Annotated in this window: 20 protein-coding genes and 1 pseudogene; 7 read left to right on the plus strand and 14 right to left on the minus strand. The window is 74.1% G+C overall.

The features are described 5' to 3' along the window. Positions 1 to 87 precede the first annotated feature (87 nt). Entirely contained in the window at positions 88 to 558 is a 471-nt protein-coding gene (locus ACTMTB_RS14995) for a hypothetical protein (RefSeq protein ID WP_441146012.1), read from the plus strand. 17 nt (positions 559 to 575) lie between these two features. On the opposite strand, the gene ACTMTB_RS15000 is transcribed toward ACTMTB_RS14995, so the two are convergent. From ACTMTB_RS15000 to ACTMTB_RS15055, 12 genes and pseudogenes are all read right to left on the minus strand, one after another. Further along, positions 576 to 1136 (minus strand): hypothetical protein, encoded by a 561-nt coding sequence (locus ACTMTB_RS15000; RefSeq protein WP_441146014.1) that lies wholly within the window; start codon positions 1134 to 1136, stop codon positions 576 to 578. 180 nt (positions 1137 to 1316) lie between these two features. Then, positions 1317 to 2285 carry a hypothetical protein gene (locus ACTMTB_RS15005; RefSeq protein WP_441146016.1) on the minus strand — a complete coding sequence of 323 codons (969 nt, stop codon included), beginning with the start codon at positions 2283 to 2285 and terminating at the stop codon, positions 1317 to 1319. 227 nt (positions 2286 to 2512) lie between these two features. Continuing rightward, positions 2513 to 3139, minus strand: coding sequence for a TetR/AcrR family transcriptional regulator (locus tag ACTMTB_RS15010; protein WP_441146018.1), 627 nt, complete (start codon positions 3137 to 3139; stop codon positions 2513 to 2515). A gap of 86 nt (positions 3140 to 3225) precedes the next feature. Then, entirely contained in the window at positions 3226 to 3546 is a 321-nt protein-coding gene (locus ACTMTB_RS15015) for a DMT family transporter (RefSeq protein WP_154936427.1), read from the minus strand. A 98-nt stretch (positions 3547 to 3644) separates the two neighbouring features. Further along, entirely contained in the window at positions 3645 to 4895 is a 1251-nt protein-coding gene (locus ACTMTB_RS15020; RefSeq protein ID WP_441146797.1) for a beta-ketoacyl synthase N-terminal-like domain-containing protein, read from the minus strand. A gap of 14 nt (positions 4896 to 4909) precedes the next feature. Continuing rightward, positions 4910 to 6178, minus strand: coding sequence for a beta-ketoacyl-[acyl-carrier-protein] synthase family protein (locus ACTMTB_RS15025; RefSeq protein ID WP_441146021.1), 1269 nt, complete (start codon positions 6176 to 6178; stop codon positions 4910 to 4912). Beyond that, positions 6175 to 6579 carry a cupin domain-containing protein gene (locus tag ACTMTB_RS15030; RefSeq protein ID WP_441146023.1) on the minus strand — a complete coding sequence of 135 codons (405 nt, stop codon included), beginning with the start codon at positions 6577 to 6579 and terminating at the stop codon, positions 6175 to 6177. Before ACTMTB_RS15030 ends, ACTMTB_RS15025 begins: the two co-directional genes overlap by 4 nt. After that, positions 6572 to 7282 (minus strand): SRPBCC family protein, encoded by a 711-nt coding sequence (locus ACTMTB_RS15035; protein WP_441146025.1) that lies wholly within the window; start codon positions 7280 to 7282, stop codon positions 6572 to 6574. Before ACTMTB_RS15035 ends, ACTMTB_RS15030 begins: the two co-directional genes overlap by 8 nt. Before the next feature lie 341 nt (positions 7283 to 7623). Further along, positions 7624 to 8970: pseudogene (locus ACTMTB_RS15040) on the minus strand (acetyl-CoA carboxylase biotin carboxylase subunit); the annotation flags it as partial. A gap of 10 nt (positions 8971 to 8980) precedes the next feature. Then, positions 8981 to 9520 carry an acetyl-CoA carboxylase biotin carboxyl carrier protein gene (accB, locus tag ACTMTB_RS15045; RefSeq protein WP_441146027.1) on the minus strand — a complete coding sequence of 180 codons (540 nt, stop codon included), beginning with the start codon at positions 9518 to 9520 and terminating at the stop codon, positions 8981 to 8983. Continuing rightward, positions 9517 to 11238: an acetyl-CoA carboxylase carboxyltransferase subunit alpha gene (locus ACTMTB_RS15050; protein WP_441146029.1), complete on the minus strand. Its 1722-nt coding sequence runs from the start codon at positions 11236 to 11238 to the stop codon at positions 9517 to 9519. Before ACTMTB_RS15050 ends, accB begins: the two co-directional genes overlap by 4 nt. Next, a complete protein-coding gene (locus tag ACTMTB_RS15055; RefSeq protein ID WP_441146031.1) occupies positions 11235 to 11576 on the minus strand; it encodes a TcmI family type II polyketide cyclase in 342 nt (113 codons plus the stop codon). Before ACTMTB_RS15055 ends, ACTMTB_RS15050 begins: the two co-directional genes overlap by 4 nt. 406 nt (positions 11577 to 11982) lie before the next feature. Between ACTMTB_RS15055 and ACTMTB_RS15060 the strand changes: the two genes are divergently transcribed. The 3 genes from ACTMTB_RS15060 (at position 11983) to ACTMTB_RS15070 (ending at position 14485) form a co-directional block, all read left to right on the plus strand. Continuing rightward, entirely contained in the window at positions 11983 to 12786 is an 804-nt protein-coding gene (locus tag ACTMTB_RS15060) for an AfsR/SARP family transcriptional regulator (RefSeq protein ID WP_441146033.1), read from the plus strand. A 120-nt stretch (positions 12787 to 12906) separates the two neighbouring features. Next, on the plus strand, positions 12907 to 13254 hold the full coding sequence (locus tag ACTMTB_RS15065; protein ID WP_441146035.1) for a TcmI family type II polyketide cyclase: 348 nt from the start codon (positions 12907 to 12909) through the stop codon (positions 13252 to 13254). A 241-nt stretch (positions 13255 to 13495) separates the two neighbouring features. Then, on the plus strand, positions 13496 to 14485 hold the full coding sequence (locus ACTMTB_RS15070; RefSeq protein ID WP_441146036.1) for a helix-hairpin-helix domain-containing protein: 990 nt from the start codon (positions 13496 to 13498) through the stop codon (positions 14483 to 14485). A 65-nt stretch (positions 14486 to 14550) separates the two neighbouring features. On the opposite strand, the gene ACTMTB_RS15075 is transcribed toward ACTMTB_RS15070, so the two are convergent. Continuing rightward, on the minus strand, positions 14551 to 15369 hold the full coding sequence (locus ACTMTB_RS15075) for an aminoglycoside phosphotransferase family protein (RefSeq protein WP_441146038.1): 819 nt from the start codon (positions 15367 to 15369) through the stop codon (positions 14551 to 14553). A gap of 117 nt (positions 15370 to 15486) precedes the next feature. Between ACTMTB_RS15075 and ACTMTB_RS15080 the strand changes: the two genes are divergently transcribed. From ACTMTB_RS15080 to ACTMTB_RS15090, 3 genes are all read left to right on the plus strand, one after another. Beyond that, positions 15487 to 16692, plus strand: a complete 1206-nt coding sequence (locus tag ACTMTB_RS15080) for a low temperature requirement protein A (RefSeq protein ID WP_441146040.1) — start codon at positions 15487 to 15489, stop codon at positions 16690 to 16692. Positions 16693 to 16794: 102 nt separating this feature from the next. Then, on the plus strand, positions 16795 to 17001 hold the full coding sequence (locus tag ACTMTB_RS15085) for a hypothetical protein (RefSeq protein WP_441146042.1): 207 nt from the start codon (positions 16795 to 16797) through the stop codon (positions 16999 to 17001). Positions 17002 to 17179: 178 nt separating this feature from the next. Further along, positions 17180 to 18139: a TIGR03557 family F420-dependent LLM class oxidoreductase gene (locus tag ACTMTB_RS15090; protein WP_441146044.1), complete on the plus strand. Its 960-nt coding sequence runs from the start codon at positions 17180 to 17182 to the stop codon at positions 18137 to 18139. Positions 18140 to 18163: 24 nt separating this feature from the next. Here ACTMTB_RS15090 and ACTMTB_RS15095 read toward each other — a convergent pair whose 3' ends face one another. Next, positions 18164 to 20137 (minus strand): amino acid transporter, encoded by a 1974-nt coding sequence (locus ACTMTB_RS15095; protein ID WP_441146046.1) that lies wholly within the window; start codon positions 20135 to 20137, stop codon positions 18164 to 18166. Positions 20138 to 20296: the final 159 nt, after the last annotated feature.

Here is a 20296-nt window from a genome sequence, read left to right on the forward strand (position 1 = left end):
TCGCCCGGGCGGCGAGATCGGAATCCGCAGGGAGAGCTCCTCACCCTGTTCGTCCTCGGGCTGCTCGCCGGTGGCCTGCTCAGCGGGGTGGTCCTCGGGACGCTCTCCGGGCTGTCGGCGCCGCTGCCGGTGTCCTGGCGCTACGCGGCCGTCGTGGCGGTGGCACTGCTCGGAGTGCTCCGGGACGCCAAGGTGGTGAGCATCCCCCTGCCGCAGAATGCCCGTCAGGTGCCGCAGGACGTGCTGCGGCCCAGCCCGCGGCGCGGAGCCCTGCGATTCGGCTTCGAACTCGGCACCGGCGTGCGGACGTACCTGTCGGCCACCGCCCCGTACGTGCTCGCGGTCGCGGTTCTGCTCGCCGGTCAGCGCCTGCAGCTCGCCGCACTCGCCGGTGTCGGCTTCGGCGCGGGGCGCGCCGCCACCCCGCTCATCCGCCGCGCCTCCGGGGCGGTCGAGGGCTGGGACGCCGACCTGCCCGCACGACTTCGCACCATCACCGTCACCGGGTGCGCCGCGCTCGCCGCCGCCTTCGGCCTGCTCTTCCTGCACCAGTTGTAGCCACGGCAACTCACCCTTCACCGCTGAGCGTTGAGAAATCCGACGGCGGTGGCGGTCCACCAGCCGGCCTGGGAGGTCACCATGACCAGGGTCGCCGCCAGCAGGACCCCGCGCGGTGGGGCGTTTCCGTCCAGTTCCGCCAACCGCTCCTGCACCTGCCGCGCGCAGAGACCATTGATCGCCACGGCCAACACCGCGACCAGCTTGACGACGGTCCACGGTGCGGACGTGTCGGGGGCGAGAACCAGACCGCTGGCCGTCAGGCCACCCAGGCCGAGCCAGACCGGCGTGTGGACGCCGTACGCGACCTGCACGACGGTCGCCAGCTCCCGACGTCGGAGCAGCCACATCAGCGCGAACCAGTCCAGCGTCAACACCGCGCCGAAGCCCAGCACCATCGCGGCGAGGTGGGCGAAGAGCGCGACCTGCCGGACGCTAGCGCTGGTGCGCAGATGCGGGGCGACAAGGAAGATCGCCGTCCAGACAACCAACAGGGCCAGGAGGTAGCACGTGGTCCGGCGCCAGGGCCGGGAGCGGTGCAACCGGGTGACGGGGGCGCTCCCATCCAGAGCTGACATGGCACTCTCCGCAGGTCGGAACCGTCGTACGTCGGGGTGTCCCGAGGTGGTTGCGCGCTTTCCGGGTACGCCCCGTCCGACCCACCGGCCGGGGGGCGAGGTCGGTGGATGACGCCGGAGGGGCGTGGGCGGGCCGTGCACCGCGCCGGCCCGCCCACCCGACGTCCGTCGACCGCGCCGTCAGCCCGTCGCGATCCAGCCGGTCATGATGCCCATGACGTCCTCGTGAGGATGGTCGGCGACGTAGTGGGCCGCGACCTCCAGGACATCACCCCGGCGGATGGTCGTGATCGGAGAGCCGGTGCAGGGTGGGGCGCTGGAGATCTCGGGGTTGCCGTGGGGGTCGATGAACTCCGGTGAACCACCTGACACCACGGTGACCGCGCATATTCGTTGACCGGTGGTGACGTTGGTGGTCGTGATGGTCCTGCCGCCGTGGTGCAGGTGACCCTTCAGGTAGACGATCCGACCGTTCACCGTCGACGTCCACCGTGCGGTTCGGGTGGTACTTCCGGCGGGGACGTCGAAGGTGGGGTTGAGGCAGCTGACCACGTCCAACCACATCGGGGTGACCGGCGTCAGTCGCCGCGCGGCCTCACCGGTGACGTAGGTGTACTCGAGGGAGATGTAGACGGTCTTCTCCTCGTGGGCATGGTTCATCAGGTCGTACACCATGCTCCAGCGGTCGCCCGAGTCGATCCGCATGCCGTAGCCGGCGGGCAACGTCACCGGGGTCCGTTCGTTGCCCGTCGAGAACACGCGTTTCGGACCCAGCCCGCCGAGACGGCACACCAGGTCCGGCTCACCGAGCTGGCCGATGACCGCGTGGTGCAGCATCGGACCGGTGTTGACGTTCGCGTTCCGGCCGTCCTCGTACACCAGGTTCGGCTTGATCGCCGTCACCATGCACTGCACGCACGGCTTGGCGATGTTGAGGTCCAGTCGGTTCCCGGTGGTCCCCATCTCGTCGTGGGTGTGGCCGGTGGCGGCGGGAAGAGTCCACGGACCGTACCGGATGGTCCTCGTCTCAGTCACGTCGACCTGCTGCTCGCGACTGTCCCCGGCGCTCGCCACCGGGATGTCGACGACCGTGGTACCGGCGACGGCGACCGCGAGAGCCACTGTCAACGTCAGCCTACGGACAGACATCACGTCCTCCTTCGGTTGGCTGCCCCAAACGGCACCACATCCGGACATATATGGCTACTGACCGTTCGGTAACTGCCTGCTGACAGAATGGCCACCGCAACGATCGATGTCAATGGATGGCGAGCCGGCTTCCGGGTCGCGCCTGGTGCGGGGCAGGGTGCTACGACATCGCCGCTGACGGCACGCACCGGTGCCCGGCTCGCACCCGAGCCTGAAGTCCGGCCTGCCTACGCCCGGTCCTCGTCCACCGGCAGCCCATGATGGCGGGCGAGCGCCAGCAGGGCGACGCACAGCTGCTGTACGGGCAACGGCGTCACCGGACCGTCGAACCAGCGCGCGATCGCGGTCCCGCCGACCACGCTCAGCATGAAACGGGCGAGTTCGTCGGCGACGGCCGGGCGGTCGGCGAGGCCGAAGACGTGGCCGAGCGAATCGGTGGCCCACTGCCGCAGGTCCAACCGGTACTGCCCCAGTTCCGCGATGGCCGCGGCGCCCATGCCCTCCTCGAGCATGCCGAGACCGAGCAGCAGCCGTAGGTCGTGCGGATGATGCTCGAAGGCGGCGCTGGCGCCGTCGAGGAACGCGGTGAGCCGCTCCCGCACCGTGTCGCCGGCCGGCCGGGCCCCCGGGAGCGAGCCGACGAGGTACTGGCGGGCACGGCGGAGCACGGCGAGGTAGATCCCGTCCTTGCTGCCGAAGTGCCAGTAGATCGAGCTGACCGGCGCCCCGGAGGCGGCGGAGATCTTCGAAATGGAGGCACCGGCGTAGCCGAGCCGCGCCATCAGTGCCGTGGCGGCGTCGAGAATCGCGTCGCGGGAGGGCACCTGGGCGCCGTGGAGGGCGGCGTCCTGCATGGCCTCGAGCGTAGTGCCGCGGCCCGTCACCGGCCTGCTCCGCCGGAGGGTCACCTGATCCGGATCCGCGATCGACGGCACCGTCCTCAGTGCGCGCCCCCGAGGTTGAGCACCACGACGCCGGCGATGACCAGGCCGACGCCGACCACCTTGGTCACGCTCAGCGGCTCGCCGAGGAAGACCGCGCCGATGGCCACGATCGCCGCGGTGCCGAGCCCCGACCACACGGCGTACGCCACCCCGACCGGGATGTCCCGCACCGCCAGGGCGAGCAGCAGGAACGCCGCCAGGTACGACCCGGCGAGGCCGAGCGTCGGCCAGAGCCGGGTGAACCCGTCGGTGGCCTTGAGCAGGCTGGTGCCGAACACCTCGGCGGAGATCGCGAGCAGCAGGAACAGGTACGCCATGCCCGCGATCCTCCGCCATCCCGGCCGGCGGCGGGTCACCTCGGGCGCGGGTGGGCACGACCACCGCGCGGCGACCGGCGCCGGCGCAGCCGTGGTCCCTACTCCCCCGCCGCTCTCGGCGCCGGTGGCGCCCCGCGCAGCACCAGCGCGCTGTTGAACCCGTCGAAGCCGCGCGCGCCCACCAGGGCGACCCGGTTGCGCGGCTGCCGGGGCGTACGCAGGAAGTCCAGCTCGCAGCCGGGCGCCGGCTCACGAGGGCCGGCCGACGCGGGCAGCACGTCGTGCCGGAAGGCGAGCAGCGCGGTGGCCACGTCCAGCGCCGACCCGCCCTGGTGGGCCCGGCCGGTCAGCGGCTTCTGGGTGGTCACCGGCGGTGGCCGGTCACCGAAGACGGCGCGCAGCGCCTCGGCCTCGCCGCGGTCGTAGCGGGGCACCCCCAGCGCGTCGGGCAGCACCACGTCCACCTCGTCGGCGGTGACGCCGGCCCGGTCCAGGGCCAGCCGCATCGCCCGGGCGTACTGGTCCGGGTCGCCGGCGGTGTCGGGGCCGGTGTGCGCGGCGTCGTGGGTGGCCCCCCACCCGCTGACCTCGCCGTAGATCCGGGCGCCTCGGGCCAGCGCGTGGCCCAGCTCCTCCACCACGAAGACCGCCCCGCCCTCGGCGGGCACGTACCCGCCGGCCGAGCGGTCGAACGGCCGGTACGCCGTCTCCGGGTCGGCGGCGTCGCTGAGCAGCCCGGAGCGCAGCTGGCAGGCCAGCGCGTACGGGCTCAGCGGGCACTCGGTCGCCCCGGCGATCACCACCGGGGTGCCCCGGCGCACGGTGCGCACCGCGTGGGCGAGGCTGTCCAGGCCGCCGGCGGTCTCGGCGACCAGCACCCCGCACGGTCCCTTGAACTGGTGGTGGATGGAGAGCTGTCCGACGCTGGCGGCGTAGAACCAGGCGATCGACTGGTACGCCCCGACGGTGCGGGTCGCCCCGCCCCAGAGCCGTTGCAGCTCCCGCTGCCCGAACAGGTTGCCCCCCGACGAGCTGGCCAGGGTGACCGCCCACCCGTACGGATCGGGGGCCCGCTCGGGCAGGCCGGCGTCGGCCAGCGCCAGCCGGGTGGCGGCGAAGCCCAGGTGGGTCCACCGGTCGGTCTGCACCAGCTGCCGGTTGTCGGCGTACGCCGCCGCGTCGAAGTCGGCCACCTCGCCGGCGACCCGGGTCGGGTAGCTCGCCGGGTCGAACAGGGTGATCGGGCCGGTGCGCCGGATGCCGTCGCGCACCGTGCGCCAGTGCGCGTCGACGCCGATGCCGCTGGGCGCCACCACCCCGATGCCGGTGACCACCGCCCGGGCGCGCACCCCGCCCGGGCCGGTCACGCCGCCACCGCCAGCCGGCGGAAGAGCATCGCGGACTGGAAGCCGCCGAAGCCGCTGCCCACCGAGAGCGCCACGTCCACCGGCGTCTCCCGGGCCACGTTGGGCACGTAGTCCAGGTCGCACTCCGGGTCCCGGGTGGCCCAGTTGGCGGTGGGCGGCACCACGCCGTACTCGATCGCCAGGGCGCAGGCGGCCATCTCGATCGAGCCGATCGCGCCGAGCGAGTGCCCGACCATGCTCTTGATCGAGCTGACCGGCACCCGGTACGCGGCCTCGCCGAGCGCCCGCTTGAACGCCGCCGTCTCGTGCCGGTCGTTCTGCCGGGTGCCGGAGCCGTGCGCGCTGATGTAGGAGACGTCCGACGGGGACAGCCGCGCCTGGCGCAGCGTGTCGCTGATGGCCAACGCCATCTCCACCCCGTCGGGCCGCAGCCCGGTCATGTGGAAGCCGTTGCTGCGGCTGGCGTACCCGGCCAGTTCGCAGTAGACGTGCGCGCCGCGCCGGCGGGCGTGTTCCCACTCCTCCAGCACCAGCACCGCGGCGCCCTCGGCGAGGACGAAGCCGTGCCGGTCGGCGTCGAACGGCCGGGAGGCGTGCGCCGGGTCGTCGTTGTCCGGGCTGGTCGCCTTGATCGCGTCGAACGAGGCGACGGTGACCGGGGAGATGGGCGAGTCGGCGGCACCGGCGAGCACCACGTCGGCCTCGCCGTCGACGATCAGCTGGTGGGCGTACCCGATGGCGTCGATGCCGGAGGTGCAGCCGGTGGAGATCACCTGGGCGGGGCCGTGCAGCCCGTGCCGGCAGGCCACGTCGGCGGCCAGGCTGCTCGGCACCAGGGCCGCATAGAGGTACGGCCCGCCGAGGGCGTGGTCGACCAGCCAGTGCCGGCCGGAGTCGCTGACCCGGACGTACTCCTGTTCCAGGGCCATGGTGCCGCCGACGGCGGTGCCGAGCACCACCCCGGTCACCTGCCGGTCGGCGTCGGTGAGGTCCAGGCCGCTGTCGGCCAGGGCCTCGGCGGAGCAGGCCAGGGCGAACTGCACGTACCGGTCGGCGCGCTGCCGTTCGGCGAGGGTGAGCCCGGCGGCGTCGGCGTCGAAGTCGCACTCGGCGGCGATCTGGGAGCGGAACGGCGACGGGTCGAAGAAGCTGATCCGCCTCGTCGCCGTCCGCCCCTCGGTGACGGTCTTCCAGAACCTGTCCCGGGTGGCGCCGCCCGGCGCGACCACCCCGACGCCGGTGACGACCGTGCGGCGCCCGGTCACGACGCGCCCCGCTGCTCGACCAGTTCGGTGTCCACATGGCCGAGTTCCGGGCGGGGTGCCAGCGGGCCAAGGTGGAAGACCACCTCGGCGGACTCGTCGCCGGTGTTGCGCAGCCGGTGCCGGACGTTGCGGGGCACGAACAGCGCCTCGCCGGCCGCCAGCTCCACCGGCTCGTCGTCCAGGTCGACGGTGATGGCCCCCCGCGCGACGTACAGGAACTCCTCGCTGTAGGGGTGGTAGTGCTCGGCGATCCGCTCGCCGGACGCCAGCGCCGCCACCCCCATGAAGCCCGACGTGCTGCCGACGGTCTTCGGACCGAGCAGCACCCGCAGTTCCCCGCCGCGCCGCCGGTCGGCGGTCACGTCGCGGGCGGCGACCAGCCCGGTGGTGATCTCACTCATCGTCGCCTCCCGCGTACGCCCGCTCGATGCGCTCCTTGATGACGGCCAGCTGGACCCGGCTGTTGGCGTTGATCCGGGCGGTCATGCCGGCGTTGTCCACCGGCGCGGTCGGCTTCATCGCGAAGTCCTGCACCCAGGTCATCCGGACGCCCTCGGGTTCCTCGGTGTAGCGCCAGTGGATGCGCATGTACTCGAACGGCCCGGTCTCCACCCGGTGCGCCCGCACCTGGCGGCTGGCCGGGTCGGTGGTGCGTTCGCTGACCCAGCTCCAGGCGATCCCGTTCTCGTCGGGGTGCATGGTGAGCCGGAAGCGGACGGTGTCGCCCTCGCGGTGCAGGATCTCCACCGCGGCGTACTCGGTGAACAGGTCGGTCCAGTGCGCCACGTCGTTGGTGATCTCCCAGACCAGCGGCAGGGGCGCGGCGATGACGGTGCTGTTCTCGGTGTGCCCGGGTGGCTGGGCGCGGCGGGCGACCAGGTCGGCGACGGCGGGGATGCTGAGCTGCCCGGCCTGCTCGGGGATCTGCACCCGCCACCGGTCGGCCACCACGGCGGAGAGTTCCAGCAGGGCCAGCGAGTCCATGCCCAGCTCCTCCAGGGAGGCGGCGGGGGCGCGGGCGGCCGCGTCGGCGTCCAGGCCGCAGTGCGCCACCAGGATGTCGGTGATCTCGGTGGTGAGCGGCTGGCCGTGGGTGACGGTCATCGGGTCCTCCTCGGAAGCGGTCAGGACTGGTCGGTGGCCGGTGCCGCGGTGGCGGCGACCGGACGGGCGGTGGGGCGGGGTCCGGGTGCGGTCCCGCCGGGCCGTGCCGGGAGCGCGGCCCCGACGACGGCGGGACGCGCGGCCGGATGCGGGGTGGGGGGCGACGGGGGTGGTGGCGCGGCCGGGGCCGCCGGTGCACCGGCCGCGCGCCGCGCCGCGCCAGCCCCGGGCGGCGACGCCGGGGGCGCCGCCGGCTCGGCCGGCAGGTCCGCCTCGGGTGGCGGGGTGGGTTCGGGCGCGACGGCGGCCGCTGCCGCCGGGCCGGTCCGGGTCGGCTGCCGGTCGGCGAGCAGGCGGTCGACCAGGGAGGTGGTGTAGCGGCCCTTGCGGAAGGCGGGGTCGTCGAGCACCCGCCGGACGAACGGGATGGTGGTGCGCACCCCCGGCCCGGCGATGTCGAACTCCTCCAGGGCGCGTTCCAGCCGGTTCAACGCCAGCTCCCGGTCCGGCGCCCAGACCGCCACCTTGGCCAGCAACGAGTCGTAGTACGGCCCGACCAGGTAGCCGGGGTGCCCGTGGGTGTCGACCCGGGTGAACGGGCCGCCGGGCGGCAGGAAGCGCTCCAGCCTGCCCGGGGTCGGCGCGAAGTCGCGGTCGGGGTCCTCGACGTTGACCCGGCACTCCACCGCCACCCCGTGTGGCCGGACGTCCTCCTGCCGCAGCCGCAACGGCAGCCCGGCGGCGATGTGCAGCTGCTCGTGGACCAGATCGATCCCGGTGATCATCTCGGTGACCGGGTGTTCGACCTGGATCCGGCAGTTGATCTCCAGGAAGTGGAACGCCTCCTCGGCGTCCACCAGGAACTCCATCGTGCCGGCGCCGGTGAAGCCGACCTCGAGCGCGCCGCGCAGGGCGGTCTCGGCGATCGTCTCCAGCGTCCGGGCGGACAGCGCCGGCGCGGGGGCCTCCTCCACCAGCTTCTGGTGCCGCCGCTGCACCGAGCAGTCCCGGGTGCCCAGGTGCACGCCGTTGCCGTGCCCGTCGCAGAGCAACTGCACCTCGACGTGCCGGGCCTCGGTCAGGTAGCGCTCGACGTACACGCGGTCGTCGCCGAAGGCGGCCTGCGCGGCCGCGCGGGTCCGCGCGTACGCCCGGGGCAGCTCGGCCGGGCACCGGACCACGGTCATCCCCCGGCCGCCGCCGCCGGCCGCCGCCTTCACGATCACCGGGTAGCCCACCTCGGCGGCGACCTCGGCGGCCCGTTCGGCGGTCGGCACCGGGCTGACGCTGCCCGGCGGCAACGGCAGCCCCGCCCGGCTCATCAGCGCCCGGGCCGAGGACTTGTCCCCGAGCGCGGCCATCACCTGCGGCGGCGGGCCGATGAAGACCAGCCCGTTGTCGGCGCAGATCTCGGCGAAGTCGGCGTCCTCGGAGAGGAACCCGTAGCCGGGGTGCACGGCCTGCGCCCCGACCAGGCGGGCGGCCTCCACGATGGCGGCGGCGTTGAGGTAGCTGCGCCGACTCGACGCCGGTCCGATCAGGACCGCCTCGTCGGCCAGCCGGACCGGGGTCGAGTCGGCGTCCGCAGTGGAGTAGACCACCGCCGTCCGCACGCCCAGTTCCCGGCAGGCGCGCAGCACCCGCAGCGCGATCTCACCCCGGTTGGCGATGAGCACCTTCTCGAACATCCCCACCACCTCAGGCCGGGTCCAGCGCGACCAGCGGCTGGTCGTACTCCACCGGTCGACCGTCGTCGACCAGGACCTCGGCCACCCGGCCGGCCCGCTCGGCGGTCACCTCGTTCATCAGCTTCATCGCCTCGACGATGCCGACCACCTGCCCGGGCCGGACCAGGTCACCGACGGTGACGAAGGGCGCGGCACCGGGCTCGGGCGCCCGGTAGAAGGTGCCGACCATCGGCGAGCGCACCTCGATCCGGCCGGCCGGCGGGGCGGGCCGGGGGGCCGGCGGCGGGGCCACGGGGGCCACCGCCGCGGCGTCGGGGGCGCGGCCGGTCTCCGTCGCGGCGACCCCCTGCCCGGCGGCGGCTTCGTGCCACTCCACCTCCAGCACCGTGTCGCCGCTGCGCAGCCGCACCCGGCGTACCGGGCCGGCGACCTCGGCGACGAGCTGCCGGGCGTGCCGGCGTAGGCCGGCCAGCACGGCGTCCACCTCGTGCGCCGCCTCCGCGCCGTCGGCGGCCGACGGCGCGCCGGCCGGGACCGTCCCGGCGCTCACCGGGCACCCGCCCGGGTGCCGGCGCGGGCCGCGCCGAAGCGCCGGAAGCGCTGGCGACGGCGGCGCACGAGGGTGGCGGGCGGCACGTCGAGCAGCGGCAGCAGGTGCGCCAGCACCGCCTCCCGCAGCGCGCGGGCGGCCGCCTCCGGGTCGTGGTGCGCCGCCGGGACCGGCTCGGGGACGAGGTCGTCGACGACGCCGAGCCGGCACAGGTCGGGGGCGGTGAGCCGCAGCGCGCGGGCGGCCTGCGGAGCGGCCCCCCGGTCCGGCCAGAGGATGGCCGCGCAGCCCTCCGGGCTGATCACCGAGTAGACGGCGTGCTGGAGCATCAGCACCCGGTCGGCGACGGCCAGCGCGAGGGCCCCGCCGCTGCCGCCCTCACCGGTGATCACCGCGACCACCGGGGTGGGCAGCATGCTGAGGGAGAGGATGTTCTCCGCGATCGCCGCCGCCTGCCCCTGCTCCTCCGCGCGCACGCCCGGGTCGGCCCCCGGGGTGTCCACCAGGGTGACCACCGGCAGGCCGAGGCGGGCGGCGAGCCGCATCAGCCGCAGCGCCTTGCGGTGCCCGGCCGGGCTGGCCATGCCGAAGTTGCGGGCCACCAGCTCGCCGGTGGTGTGGCCCTTCTGGTGGCCGATCACCATCAGGTGCCGGCCGTCGAGGCGGGCCAGGCCGCCGACCACCGCCGGGCAGTCCCCGCCCAGCCGGTCGCCGTGCAGCTCGACGAACCCCTCGAACGCGGTGTCCAGGTAGTCCAGTGTGGTCGGCCGGCCGGGGTGCCGGGCCAGCCGAACCGTCTCCCAGGCGTCGGCCGGCGGCGCGGCGTCGACCACCGGCGGATCCGCGACGGCGGCCGGGCGCGCGGCGGGGGCGGGCTCCTGCCGGGGTACGGCGGGACGCAGCCCCGGGCGGCGGCCGGCCCGGGCGGCGGCGAGCAGCGCCACCAGCCGCCCGCGCAGGGCGTGCCGGGGCACCACCATGTCCACCTGCCCGTGCCGCAGCAGGAAGGCCGCGGTCTGGAAGCCCTCCGGCAGCTCCCGGCCGGTGACCTGGCGGATGACCCGGGGACCGGCGAAGCCCATCCGGGCGCCGCTCTCGGCGAGCACCAGGTCGGTGTTGGTGGCGAACGACGCCGCCACTCCCCCGTACGTCGGATCGGTGAGCACGCTGACGGTGAGCAGCCCGGCCTCGCGCAGCGCGGCGATCGCCTGGCTGACCGTGGCCATCTGCATCAGCGACAGCGCGCCCTCCTGCATCCGCGCCCCGCCGGAGGCGGTCACCAGGACCAGTGGGACCGCGTCCTCCAGCGCCCGCTCCGCCGCCCGCGTGATCAGCTCACCGACGGCGGCGCCGAGGCTGCCGCCGAGGAACCGGAAGTCCATCACGGCCAGCGCGCACGGGTGCCGGCCGATGGTCGCGGTGCCGCAGACCACCGCCTCGGCCAGCCCGGTGCCGGCCCGGGCCGCGCTGAGCCGGTGCGGGTACGACAGCACGTCGACGAAGTCGATCGGGTCCACCTCGGCCGCCCGGTCCGGCAGCGGGGTGAACGACTCCGGGTCCACCAGCTGGCGCAGCCGCTCGGGGGCGGCGAGCCGGGCGTGCTCCCCGCACTCCGGACAGACGTCCAGGTTGCGGCGCAGCCGCTTGCGGTACAGCAGCGAGGCGCAGCCGGCGCACCGGGACCACAGCTCCCCCTCCCGGGGGGCGGTGGCGGTCACGGCCGCCGCCCGACGGGGGCGTCCGCGTCGAAGCGGTAGAAGCAGTGGGCCATCGCGTCGCGGGGCTCCCGCCAGGTCGGCAGGTACGGCGAGATGTACGGGCGCAGCCGCGCGCTGACCCGCTGGAACTCCGGATGCCCCCGGGCCGCCTCGACCGCGCCCGGCGTCGGTGCCTCCGTCTCCAACAGGTGCACGTAGAGGTCGTGCAGCCGGTAGAGCGAACGGTGCCGGACACCGACCAGGCGCGGCAGCTCCGTCGCGTCGGACTCGGCGAAGATCTCGGCGACCTGCGCCTCGGCGCTGGGTACCACCTTCGCGACGATCAGCGAACGGTCCATGGATGGGCCTCCCCCCACGGCCGCCGGCGCGGTGTGGACCGCGCCGCGAGCCGGACGACTGCCGACACGATGCGCGCGGCGGCGTCACCCCGGCGTCACCGGCGGGCACCGACCGACGCTGTCGCATCGTGACGGTGCGTTGACGCAATCTGTGTATCCGCTGTGCGGCGCAAGGGCCGCGACCACGGCGTGCGCACAGTTCAGAAGGGGTTTCATGGTTGAGCGTGGCGAACGCCGGACGGAACCTCGACATTGACCGAGAGTGACCACAATTGATAATCTTCGTCACGGTCAGCCCGGTGGCCGTGGCCACACCGCCACGGCGCAGCGACCCGACAGTGCGGTCACGGGTGCCGCACCGGGACACACGAGGAGTCGGGACGCGCGTTCCGCAGGGGGTGCCGCCGTGGCCGCTGATTCGTCCATGCCGACGACCGGGCGCCCACCCGGCACGGACATCTCGCTGCACCTGCTCGGCGGCTTCCGGCTGCTGCACGGCGACACCCCGATCGTGGTCCCCCGCGGGCTGCAACGGGTCATCGCGCTGATCGCGCTGCGCCCGGGCGCCACCCGCAGCCACCTCGCGGGCCTGCTCTGGCCGGACGCGCCGGAGGACCGGGCGTTGTCCTCCCTGCGCACGGCCCTCTGGCGGCTGCGCCAGGACCCGTGCTGCCCCTTCACGACCGCCGGCGACACGGTGCGACTGGACCAGGTCGTCCGGGTCGACGTCGACGCGCTGGTCGGCACGGCCGACCGGGTCCGCCACGGTGAGGACCCGTCCGCCGCGCTCGCCGCCGGCCGGCACGACCTGCTCCCCGGCTGGTACGACGACTGGGTCCTCGCCGACCGCGAGCGGCTGCGCCAGCTGCGCCTGCACATGCTGGAGGACCTGGCCGGCCACCACCTGGCGGCCGGCCGGCACGGGGAGGCGCTGCAGGCCGCGCTGGAGGCGATGGCCGCCGAGCCGCTGCGGGAGACGCCGCACCGGCTGGTGGTGCGCATCCACCTCGCCGAGGGCAACGCCTTCGAGGCGGTGCACGCCTTCTACGTCTACCGCGACCTGCTGCTACGGGAGCTGCGGCTGGAGCCCTCCGCGGCGATGACCGCGCTGCTCGACGACACCCTCGCGCCGATCCGCGACGCCACCCGGGAGCGGCCCGGCCCCCCTGGTCGACCGCCGGCCGCCCGGGTCGCGCCCCAGGGCGGCTGACCGCCGTCACCGCCGGCGCGGCACGCGTGACGGTCAGGTGACAGCCGTCCCGGCAGGGTGTGCCGCACAGCAGTCCGTGGGCTCCGACCTCGACGGAGCGCCACCGGCGAGAGGGGTCCCATGAGCCGTCTACTGATCGTCAGCAGGATCCTCCCGGGCTCGGAGGGCCGGGTGGCGCAGATCTTCGCCGAATCCGACGCCACCGAACTGCCCGCCCTGACCGGCGTCCGGCACCGGTCCCTGTACTGCCTGCACGACCTGTGCATCCACCTGATGGAGACCGAGGACGTGGACCCGGACGCGCTGGCCGGGGCCCGCAACCACCCGCTGTACCTCCAGGTCAACGAGCGGCTCTCCGCGCACACCTCCCCGTACCTGCCGACCTGGCATTCCCCCCGGGACGCCATCGCCGGCTGCTTCTACCGCTGGGACGCCGCCGACGTCCCGGCGCCGCGCCCGGCCGGGTGAGCGGGCGGACGCCGAAGAGGACGAGCCGCCCCGGCCGGGTCCGACGACGGCACCTCGTCGCGGCCGGCCGGGTCCACCCGCTTTCCGTACCGTCGGTCATCCCGCCGCCACCCGCCGACACCGTGCATCCCACCTGCGTCGCGATGACCCATCCTCCCTGTCGTCCGCCATACGCGTGTGCGAAGCTGCCGGCGAGTTTTCTTCGTGACTTTCACCGACGTATGCAAGAGGGAGGTTTGCCGTGCCGTCGACTTTCGGGCAGTGGCTGATCGTGATCCTGGCCCTGGTGCTGGGCGGAGCCGGGGGCTGGGTGGCCCGCGGCCGGCAGGCCGCGGCGACCGCCGAGCGGCCGGAGCCCATGGTGGAGGGTGACCCGGTCGTCGGGCTCTCCGAGGAGGAGAAGGCCGAGGCCACGGTGACCGCCACCGTCGACACCCCCCAGCCGGCGGCCACCGTCGACGTCGCGCCGGCGCCCGCCGCCGTGATCGACGCGCCCGCCCCGCACGACCTCGACGCAACGCCGGCCGCCGCGTCCCTGGCCGCCAGCCACACCCCGCTGGCCGTCGACGAGGACACCGCCGCGTCGGACACCGTCGCCGGCCCGGTCGACGTGGCCGCCGCCGGGACCGACGTGGCGGCCGATCACACCGACGCGCTCGACGACCGCACCGACGCGTTCGACGACCGGATCGACGTCGCCGTCGAGGCCGACGAGGAGCGGACGGTGGAGCCGGTCGGCGTCGCGCAGGGCGACCCCGACACCACCGCCACCGCCCACGAGGTGGACGCCGAGCCCGTCGCCCCCGCCGCGCCGGTCGAGGCCGTCGCCCCGGCCGAGGTCGAGGCTCCGGCCCCGGCCGAGGTCGAGGCAGCGGAACCGGTGATCCCCGCTCCCCGCCGTGCGCTGGATGACGAGGCGCCGGTCGCGTCCGACGAGCCGGCGACCGCCGACGCGGACATCGTGGCCACGCCGGACGCCGAGACGGCGGACGACTTCCGCCGGATCCAGGGCGTGGGGCCGAAGATGGCCGCCGCGTTGCAGGCCGCGGGGATCCGCACCTACCGCCAGCTGGCCGAGCTGGACGAGCCGGCGCTGCGCGAGACCATCCGGGCCGCCGGGCTGCGTGCCGCGCCGAGCGTGGCGACCTGGCCGCAGCAGGCGAAGCTGCTGGCCGGTGCCGGCGCCGAGGCCGGTGCGGTACTGCCCGAGCCGGCCGCCGACCAGGCCTGAGCACCACGTGGGCCGGTGTCCGCGCCGAGGCGCGGACACCGGCCCACACCGTCTGCCCCGGACCGTCACCGACCCGGGGCGGCGTACTCCTCGACGATGGCCGCGAGCGTATGCCGGGCCTCCGCCGCGCGAGCCGGATCGGTGACGTGGAGCGTGATCAGCGCCTTCCACAGCGCCCAACCTCGGCCCCGGTTCCAGGTCGCCTCGTCCACGGCGAGCGCGTCGCGGAACGCGGTCCGGCTCCCGGCGGTGAGCAACGTCCAGGCGACCGTCAGGTCACCGGCCGGATCCCCCACCCCACAGCAGCCGAAGTCGATCACCGCGGCCAGCCGACCGTCGCGGACCAGCAGGTTGCCGAAGGCGACGTCGCCGTGGAACCAGACCGGTGGGCCGGACCAGGTGGAGCGCAGCGCCAGCTCCCAGATTCCGGTGACCAGCTCCCCCGGGATCCGGTCACCCAGTCCGGCGATCGCGGCCCGGGTCTGCGCGTCGTACGTCCGAAGTGGTCCTCCGCGCCAGGCGCTGTGCTCCCCGGCGGCCGGACCGGACGTGACGTCGATCCGGTGCAGGGCCGCGAGGAAGCCGGCGAGCCTGGTGGCGAACGCGGTCAGGTCGGCGATCCGCTCCACCCGGGCCTGTCCCCCCTCGATCCACCGGTACACCGACCACGCGAACGGATAGCCCTCGGCTGGCTCCCCCTGCGCGAGCGGGATCGGTACGGGCAGCGGCAGGTGCGGGGCGAGCACCGGCAGCCGGCACTGCTCCTTGGCCACCTGTGCGGAGTAGCCGGGCGCGCTGGGCAGCCGTACCGTCATCTCGTCGCCGAGGTGGAAGGTCCGGTTGTCCCAGCCGCCCGCCGCCACCGGGCGGCCCCGGACGGGCAACCGGGATTCGCCGGGAAAGCGCCGAACCGGACACGTCGCCCGGCGGCCGTCGCTACCGTCGGTGAGCGGGCCGACCGCGGCCCGCCGCGCCGACAACCCGGTACGCAGGAGCAGCACGTGCAGCCACTCATGCCGGAGCCGCCCGCCCGGCAGACCGGCGCGCCGGTGCGCGACCCCGAGGGTCCCCGCCGGGTGACCCTGCTGGAGCTCTTCTTCGACCTGGTCTACGTCGTCGCGCTCGCCCTCATCTCCAACAGCCTGGTCACCGATCTGACTTGGCAGCACGCCGGCCAGTCCCTGATCATCCTGATGGCGGTCTGGTGGACCTGGGCGATCACCACCCTGGTCACCGACATGTACGACCCGCAGCGCACCGAGATCAAACTGTTGATCACCGCAGTGATGTTCGGCGCGCTGCTGATGACCACGGCCATCCCGCACGCCTTCACCGACCGGGGCATGGTCTTCGCCGGCACCTACGTGGCGATCCACCTCGGCCGGGGCCTGTTCCTCATGCCCACGGTACGCAGACACCGGCCGACCCAGCGCCGGGCGGCGCGGATCTTCATCTGGTTCGCCGTCTCCGCGGTCCCCTGGATCATCGGCGCCACGGTGAGCGGGCACGCCCGGGAGGCGTGCTGGGCGCTGGCGCTCGCCCTCGACTACGGCGGCTTCCGGCTGGCGTACCCGGTGCCCGGGCTGGGGATGGTCCCTGAGCGGCAGCGCAACGTCACCGCCGAGCACCTGTCGGAGCGCTTCCAGCAGTTCTTCATCATCGCGCTCGGCGACGCCGTCCTGGTGATCGGCATGATGTTCAGCCGCGTGCACTCCGAGGCGGAAAACATCAGCGCGTTCGCCATCGCCTTCCTCACGACCCTGCTGCTCTGGCGGATCTACGTGCACCGCTCGGGTGAGCTGCTGCCGCACGCGATCCAGGCGGCGAAGGCGCCGAGCCGGTTCCTGCTGACCGCGCCGTACACCCACCTGACGCTGGTGGCCGGGGTAGTGATCACGGCGGCCGGCTTCGACCTGGTGCTGCACGAGCCGCTGGGGCGCACCCCGCCGTCGTGGGCGGCGGTCATCCTCGGCGGGCCGGCGCTCTTCCTGGTCGGCCGGTCCGCCTTCGAGTACGAGGTGTTCAGCCGGGTCTCGCTGTCGCGCCCCGGCGGGCTGCTGGCGCTGCTGACCCTCGCCCCGGCGGTGCTCTTCCTGCCGCCGCTCTTCGCCGCCGCGGGCGCGATGGTGGTACTCGCCGGCGTGGCGGTCGCGGACGCCCGGCGCAGCCGGGGCAAGCCGCCGGAGAGACCGTCCCCGCCGCACTGATCCGGCCGGCGCGCCGGTGACCGTTCCGGATGTCGTTTATCCCCTCGTCGCCTCTGGGTACAAGTGCGTCACCTCGACCCACCACGACCCTGGAGGCACCCCATGCGCGGCACATCGATTTTCGGAGTCATCGTCGTCATCTGGTTGCTCATCGGCGCGATCGCCGCCGGGCAGCGCGGCTACTACAGCAACGACGACACCAACTGCGCCGAGGCCGGCACGATCCTGGTGACCATCGTGGCCGGGCCGCTGAACTACGTCGGCGCCAACCCGAAGGTCGACTGCAAGCTGCCCGAGCCGTCCAAGTAGGTCCGCCGACCCCCGGCCCGCGCCCGCACCCCCGGGGCGCGGGCCGTGTCGTGTCCGCTCCCGATCACGTCCGCCACCTCCCCTACGGCGTCCTAGGAGGCTGGGTCGAGAGGTGCGTTTGCCGGCGGAGGGGCCGGGAAGGGCAGCGGCCCAGCGCCGGACGGGACGGAGACGTGCCATGCAGATCGGCTACAAGCTGGCTTCGGAGGGCTACGGCCCGCAGGAGATCATCCGCCAGGCAGTCCGCGCCGAACAGGCCGGCTTCGACTTCGTGGAGATGAGCGACCACTTCCACCCCTGGCTCGACGTGCAGGGCCACTCGTCCTTCACCTGGAGCGTGCTGGGCGCGATCGCCGCGAAGACGAGCAGCCTGGGCCTGGCGACCGGGGTCACCTGCCCCACCGTGCGGTACCACCCGGCGATCATCGCGCAGGCCGCGGCGACCATGGCGTTGATCTCCGACGGCCGGTTCACCCTCGGCGTCGGCGCCGGGGAACGCCTCAACGAACACGTGGTCGGGCAGGGCTTCCCGAGCGTACGGGGGCGACACGAGCGGCTGCGCGAGGCGCTGGAGATCATCCGCCTGCTCTGGCAGGGCGGCTACCAGTCGTACGAGGGCAAGCACCTCCAGCTGGAGGACGCCCGGGTCTTCGACCTGCCGGACACCCCGCCGGTGATCGCCGTCGCGGCCAGCGGCAGGTCGTCGGCCACCATGGCGGCCGAGCTGGGCGACGCCCTGTTCGTCACCGAGCCGAAGTCGTCCATCGTCGAGCACTACCGGGCGGCCGGCGGCTCCGGACCCCGTTACGCCGAGGTGCCGCTCGCCTGGGCCGGCGACGAGGAACAGGCGGTGCGGGCGGCGTGGGAGACCAGCCGGTGGTCGATCACCGGCTGGAAGGTGATGAGTGAGCTGCCCAACCCGGCCAACTTCGACGCGGCGACCTCCTGGGTGGAGGACCACCACATCCGGCGCCAGTTCGCCGTCGGCCCGGATCCCCAGGTGCACGTGGCGGCGGTCAGGGCGTTCGTCGACGCCGGCTACGACCACATCGTCCTGCAGAACGCCGGCCCCGACCCGGACGGCTTCCTGGACTTCTTCGCCGGCGACCTGGCCGGGCGGCTGCGGTCACCGGGCTGACTGGCGGCCCCGGCTCACCAGCGCTCAGCCGCCGACGTGGATGCCCGGTCGGCGCGACGGGTCCGGCTCACTCTTGCGGATGATCTCCCGGACCACCGGCGGCGTGTCGCCCCGACCGAGGATGAGGTAGCGCAGCAGGTGGGCGAGCGGGTTGCCCTCGGACCACTCGAAGTGCGCGTGCGGGCGTACGCCGGTGCCGTCGCGCAGGGCGAGCAGGATGGCCGCGATGGCGTTCGGGACGGCCGGGCTGCTGGCCCGCAGCACCCGGTAGCCGCCGACCTCCACGCCGTGCACCCGCAGCACCTGGCTGAACTGGGACGGGTCCACCACGTCGATCTCCAGGAAGAGCACGTCGGCCGCACCGGGCACCGGGTTCATGCCGCGCTGCGCCCGCTCCTTGACCCGGTACTCCTTGAGCGCCCCGCTGTCGCGCTTGTTGGCGATCAGGTGCAGCCGGCCGTCGTGGGTCAGCGAGTCGGCGATGAACCGCCGGGCGGTCGGGTCGAACTCGATCCGCTCCGCCCGCAGTTCGGTGGTGCGGGACACCCGGGAGATCAGCGAGACGGCGATGATCCCGGCGATGAACAGGGCCGAGATGGCGATGCCGTCCGGCTTCTCGATCACATTCTCGGCGAGGGCGTAGAGCAGGACGGCGGTGAGCAGGCCGAAGCCGGCCCCGGCGATCCGGTGGTGGGCCCGCACGGCCGCGATGGTCACCGCCACCGCGCCGGAGACCATCATCGCCAGGATCCCGGTGGCGTACGCGCCGGCCTGGGCGTTGACGTCCGCCCGGAAGGCGACCGTGATGGCGATGCTGATCACCGTGTAGACGATCACCACCGGCCGGACCGCCCGGCCCCACTCCGGCGCCATCCCGTACGACGGCAGGTAGCGCGGCACGATGTTGATCAGGCCGGCCATCGCCGAGGCGCCGGCGAACCAGAGGATCAGCACGCTGCTGATGTCGTAGACGGTGCCGAACGCCTCGCCGAGGTGTTCGTGGGCCAGCCAGGCCAGGGCCCGTCCGTTGGCGGCGCCACCCGGCCGGAACTCCTCCGCCGGGATCAGCACCGTGGTGACGAACGTGGTGGCGATCAGGTACACCGACATGATCAGCGAGGCGGCGGCGAGCAGCTTGCGGGTGTTGCGGATCCGCGCCTCCAGGCGCTGCCGGGAGTCCGCCCCCACCCCCTTCACCAGCGGCATCATGCTGACCCCGGTCTCGAAACCGGACAGGCCCAGCACCAGCAGCGGGAAGGCCAGCACCGCGGGCCCGAGCAGGTCGCCGAGACCGGTGCCGCCGGCGGTCAGCGCCTGCGTCCAGTCGCCCACCAGGGACGGGCTCGCGGCCACCTCGGCCAGCCCGACCACGACGATCACCGCGTTCAGCCCGAGGAAGACCGCGACCAGCGGGATGGCCACGGTGACCGCCTCGCTGAATCCCAGCAGGAACACCCCGCCGAGGACCAGCAGCAGCACCACGGTCACCACCACGGCGGCGGCCGTGCCGTGCGGGAAGGACGCCGGCAGGTACGGGTTCTCCAGCAGGTGGACCGTCGCGTCGGCGGCGGAGAGGGTGATCGTGATGATCCACGAGGTGGCGACGAAGCCGAGCAGCACCAGGACGAAGATCTTGCCGCGCCAGAACGGCAGCAGCCGTTCCAGCATCGCCACCGAGCCCTGCCCGTGCGGGCTCTCCCGGGCCACCCGCCGGTACATCGGCAGCATCCCGAACAGGGTCAGCGCCACGATGAGCAGGGTGGCCAGCGGGGAGAGCGCCCCGGCCGCCAGCGCCGCGATGCCGGGCAGGTACGACAGGGTGGAGAAGTAGTCGACGCCGGTCAGGCACATCACCCGCCACCAGGGGTGGCGCTTCTGCGTACCCTCCTCCGCCTCGGGGCCGGCGGGCTGCACCTGGTGGGCGAAGAGCCAGCGCCGCAGCGGGTCGGCCGCCGGGCGGGGGCGGGCGTGGCTCTCCACGCACTCGGGGACCGTCACCGACCCCGACCGGGTGCGCTCCCCCTGCAGCGGATCGCGGGCCGCCCGCACCTCAGGCCCGAGACCCGCCGGCGTGCCACGCCGCCCCCGGGTACGCCGTGGCGCCGCCCCGTCCCGCCCGTCCCCCATGCCCGTCCCACTCTCTACGGTCCTGCACCG

The organism is Micromonospora sp. L32 (genome assembly GCF_052068055.1).
Lineage (GTDB): Bacteria > Actinomycetota > Actinomycetes > Mycobacteriales > Micromonosporaceae > Micromonospora > Micromonospora purpureochromogenes.

What these genes read in the sequence shown, in the direction of transcription:
- ACTMTB_RS15000 (WP_441146014.1), bottom strand. Translation starts at nt 1,136, where the DNA reads ATGTCAGCTCTGGATGGGAGCGCCCCCGTCACCCGGTTGCACCGCTCC.
- ACTMTB_RS15035 (WP_441146025.1), bottom strand. Translation starts at nt 7,282, where the DNA reads ATGACCGTCACCCACGGCCAGCCGCTCACCACCGAGATCACCGACATC.
- ACTMTB_RS15015 (WP_154936427.1), bottom strand. Translation starts at nt 3,546, where the DNA reads ATGGCGTACCTGTTCCTGCTGCTCGCGATCTCCGCCGAGGTGTTCGGC.
- ACTMTB_RS15005 (WP_441146016.1), bottom strand. Translation starts at nt 2,285, where the DNA reads ATGTCTGTCCGTAGGCTGACGTTGACAGTGGCTCTCGCGGTCGCCGTC.
- ACTMTB_RS15065 (WP_441146035.1), top strand. Translation starts at nt 12,907, where the DNA reads ATGAGCCGTCTACTGATCGTCAGCAGGATCCTCCCGGGCTCGGAGGGC.
- ACTMTB_RS15030 (WP_441146023.1), bottom strand. Translation starts at nt 6,579, where the DNA reads ATGAGTGAGATCACCACCGGGCTGGTCGCCGCCCGCGACGTGACCGCC.
- ACTMTB_RS15010 (WP_441146018.1), bottom strand. Translation starts at nt 3,139, where the DNA reads ATGCAGGACGCCGCCCTCCACGGCGCCCAGGTGCCCTCCCGCGACGCG.
- ACTMTB_RS15090 (WP_441146044.1), top strand. Translation starts at nt 17,180, where the DNA reads ATGCAGATCGGCTACAAGCTGGCTTCGGAGGGCTACGGCCCGCAGGAG.
- ACTMTB_RS15055 (WP_441146031.1), bottom strand. Translation starts at nt 11,576, where the DNA reads ATGGACCGTTCGCTGATCGTCGCGAAGGTGGTACCCAGCGCCGAGGCG.
- ACTMTB_RS15085 (WP_441146042.1), top strand. Translation starts at nt 16,795, where the DNA reads ATGCGCGGCACATCGATTTTCGGAGTCATCGTCGTCATCTGGTTGCTC.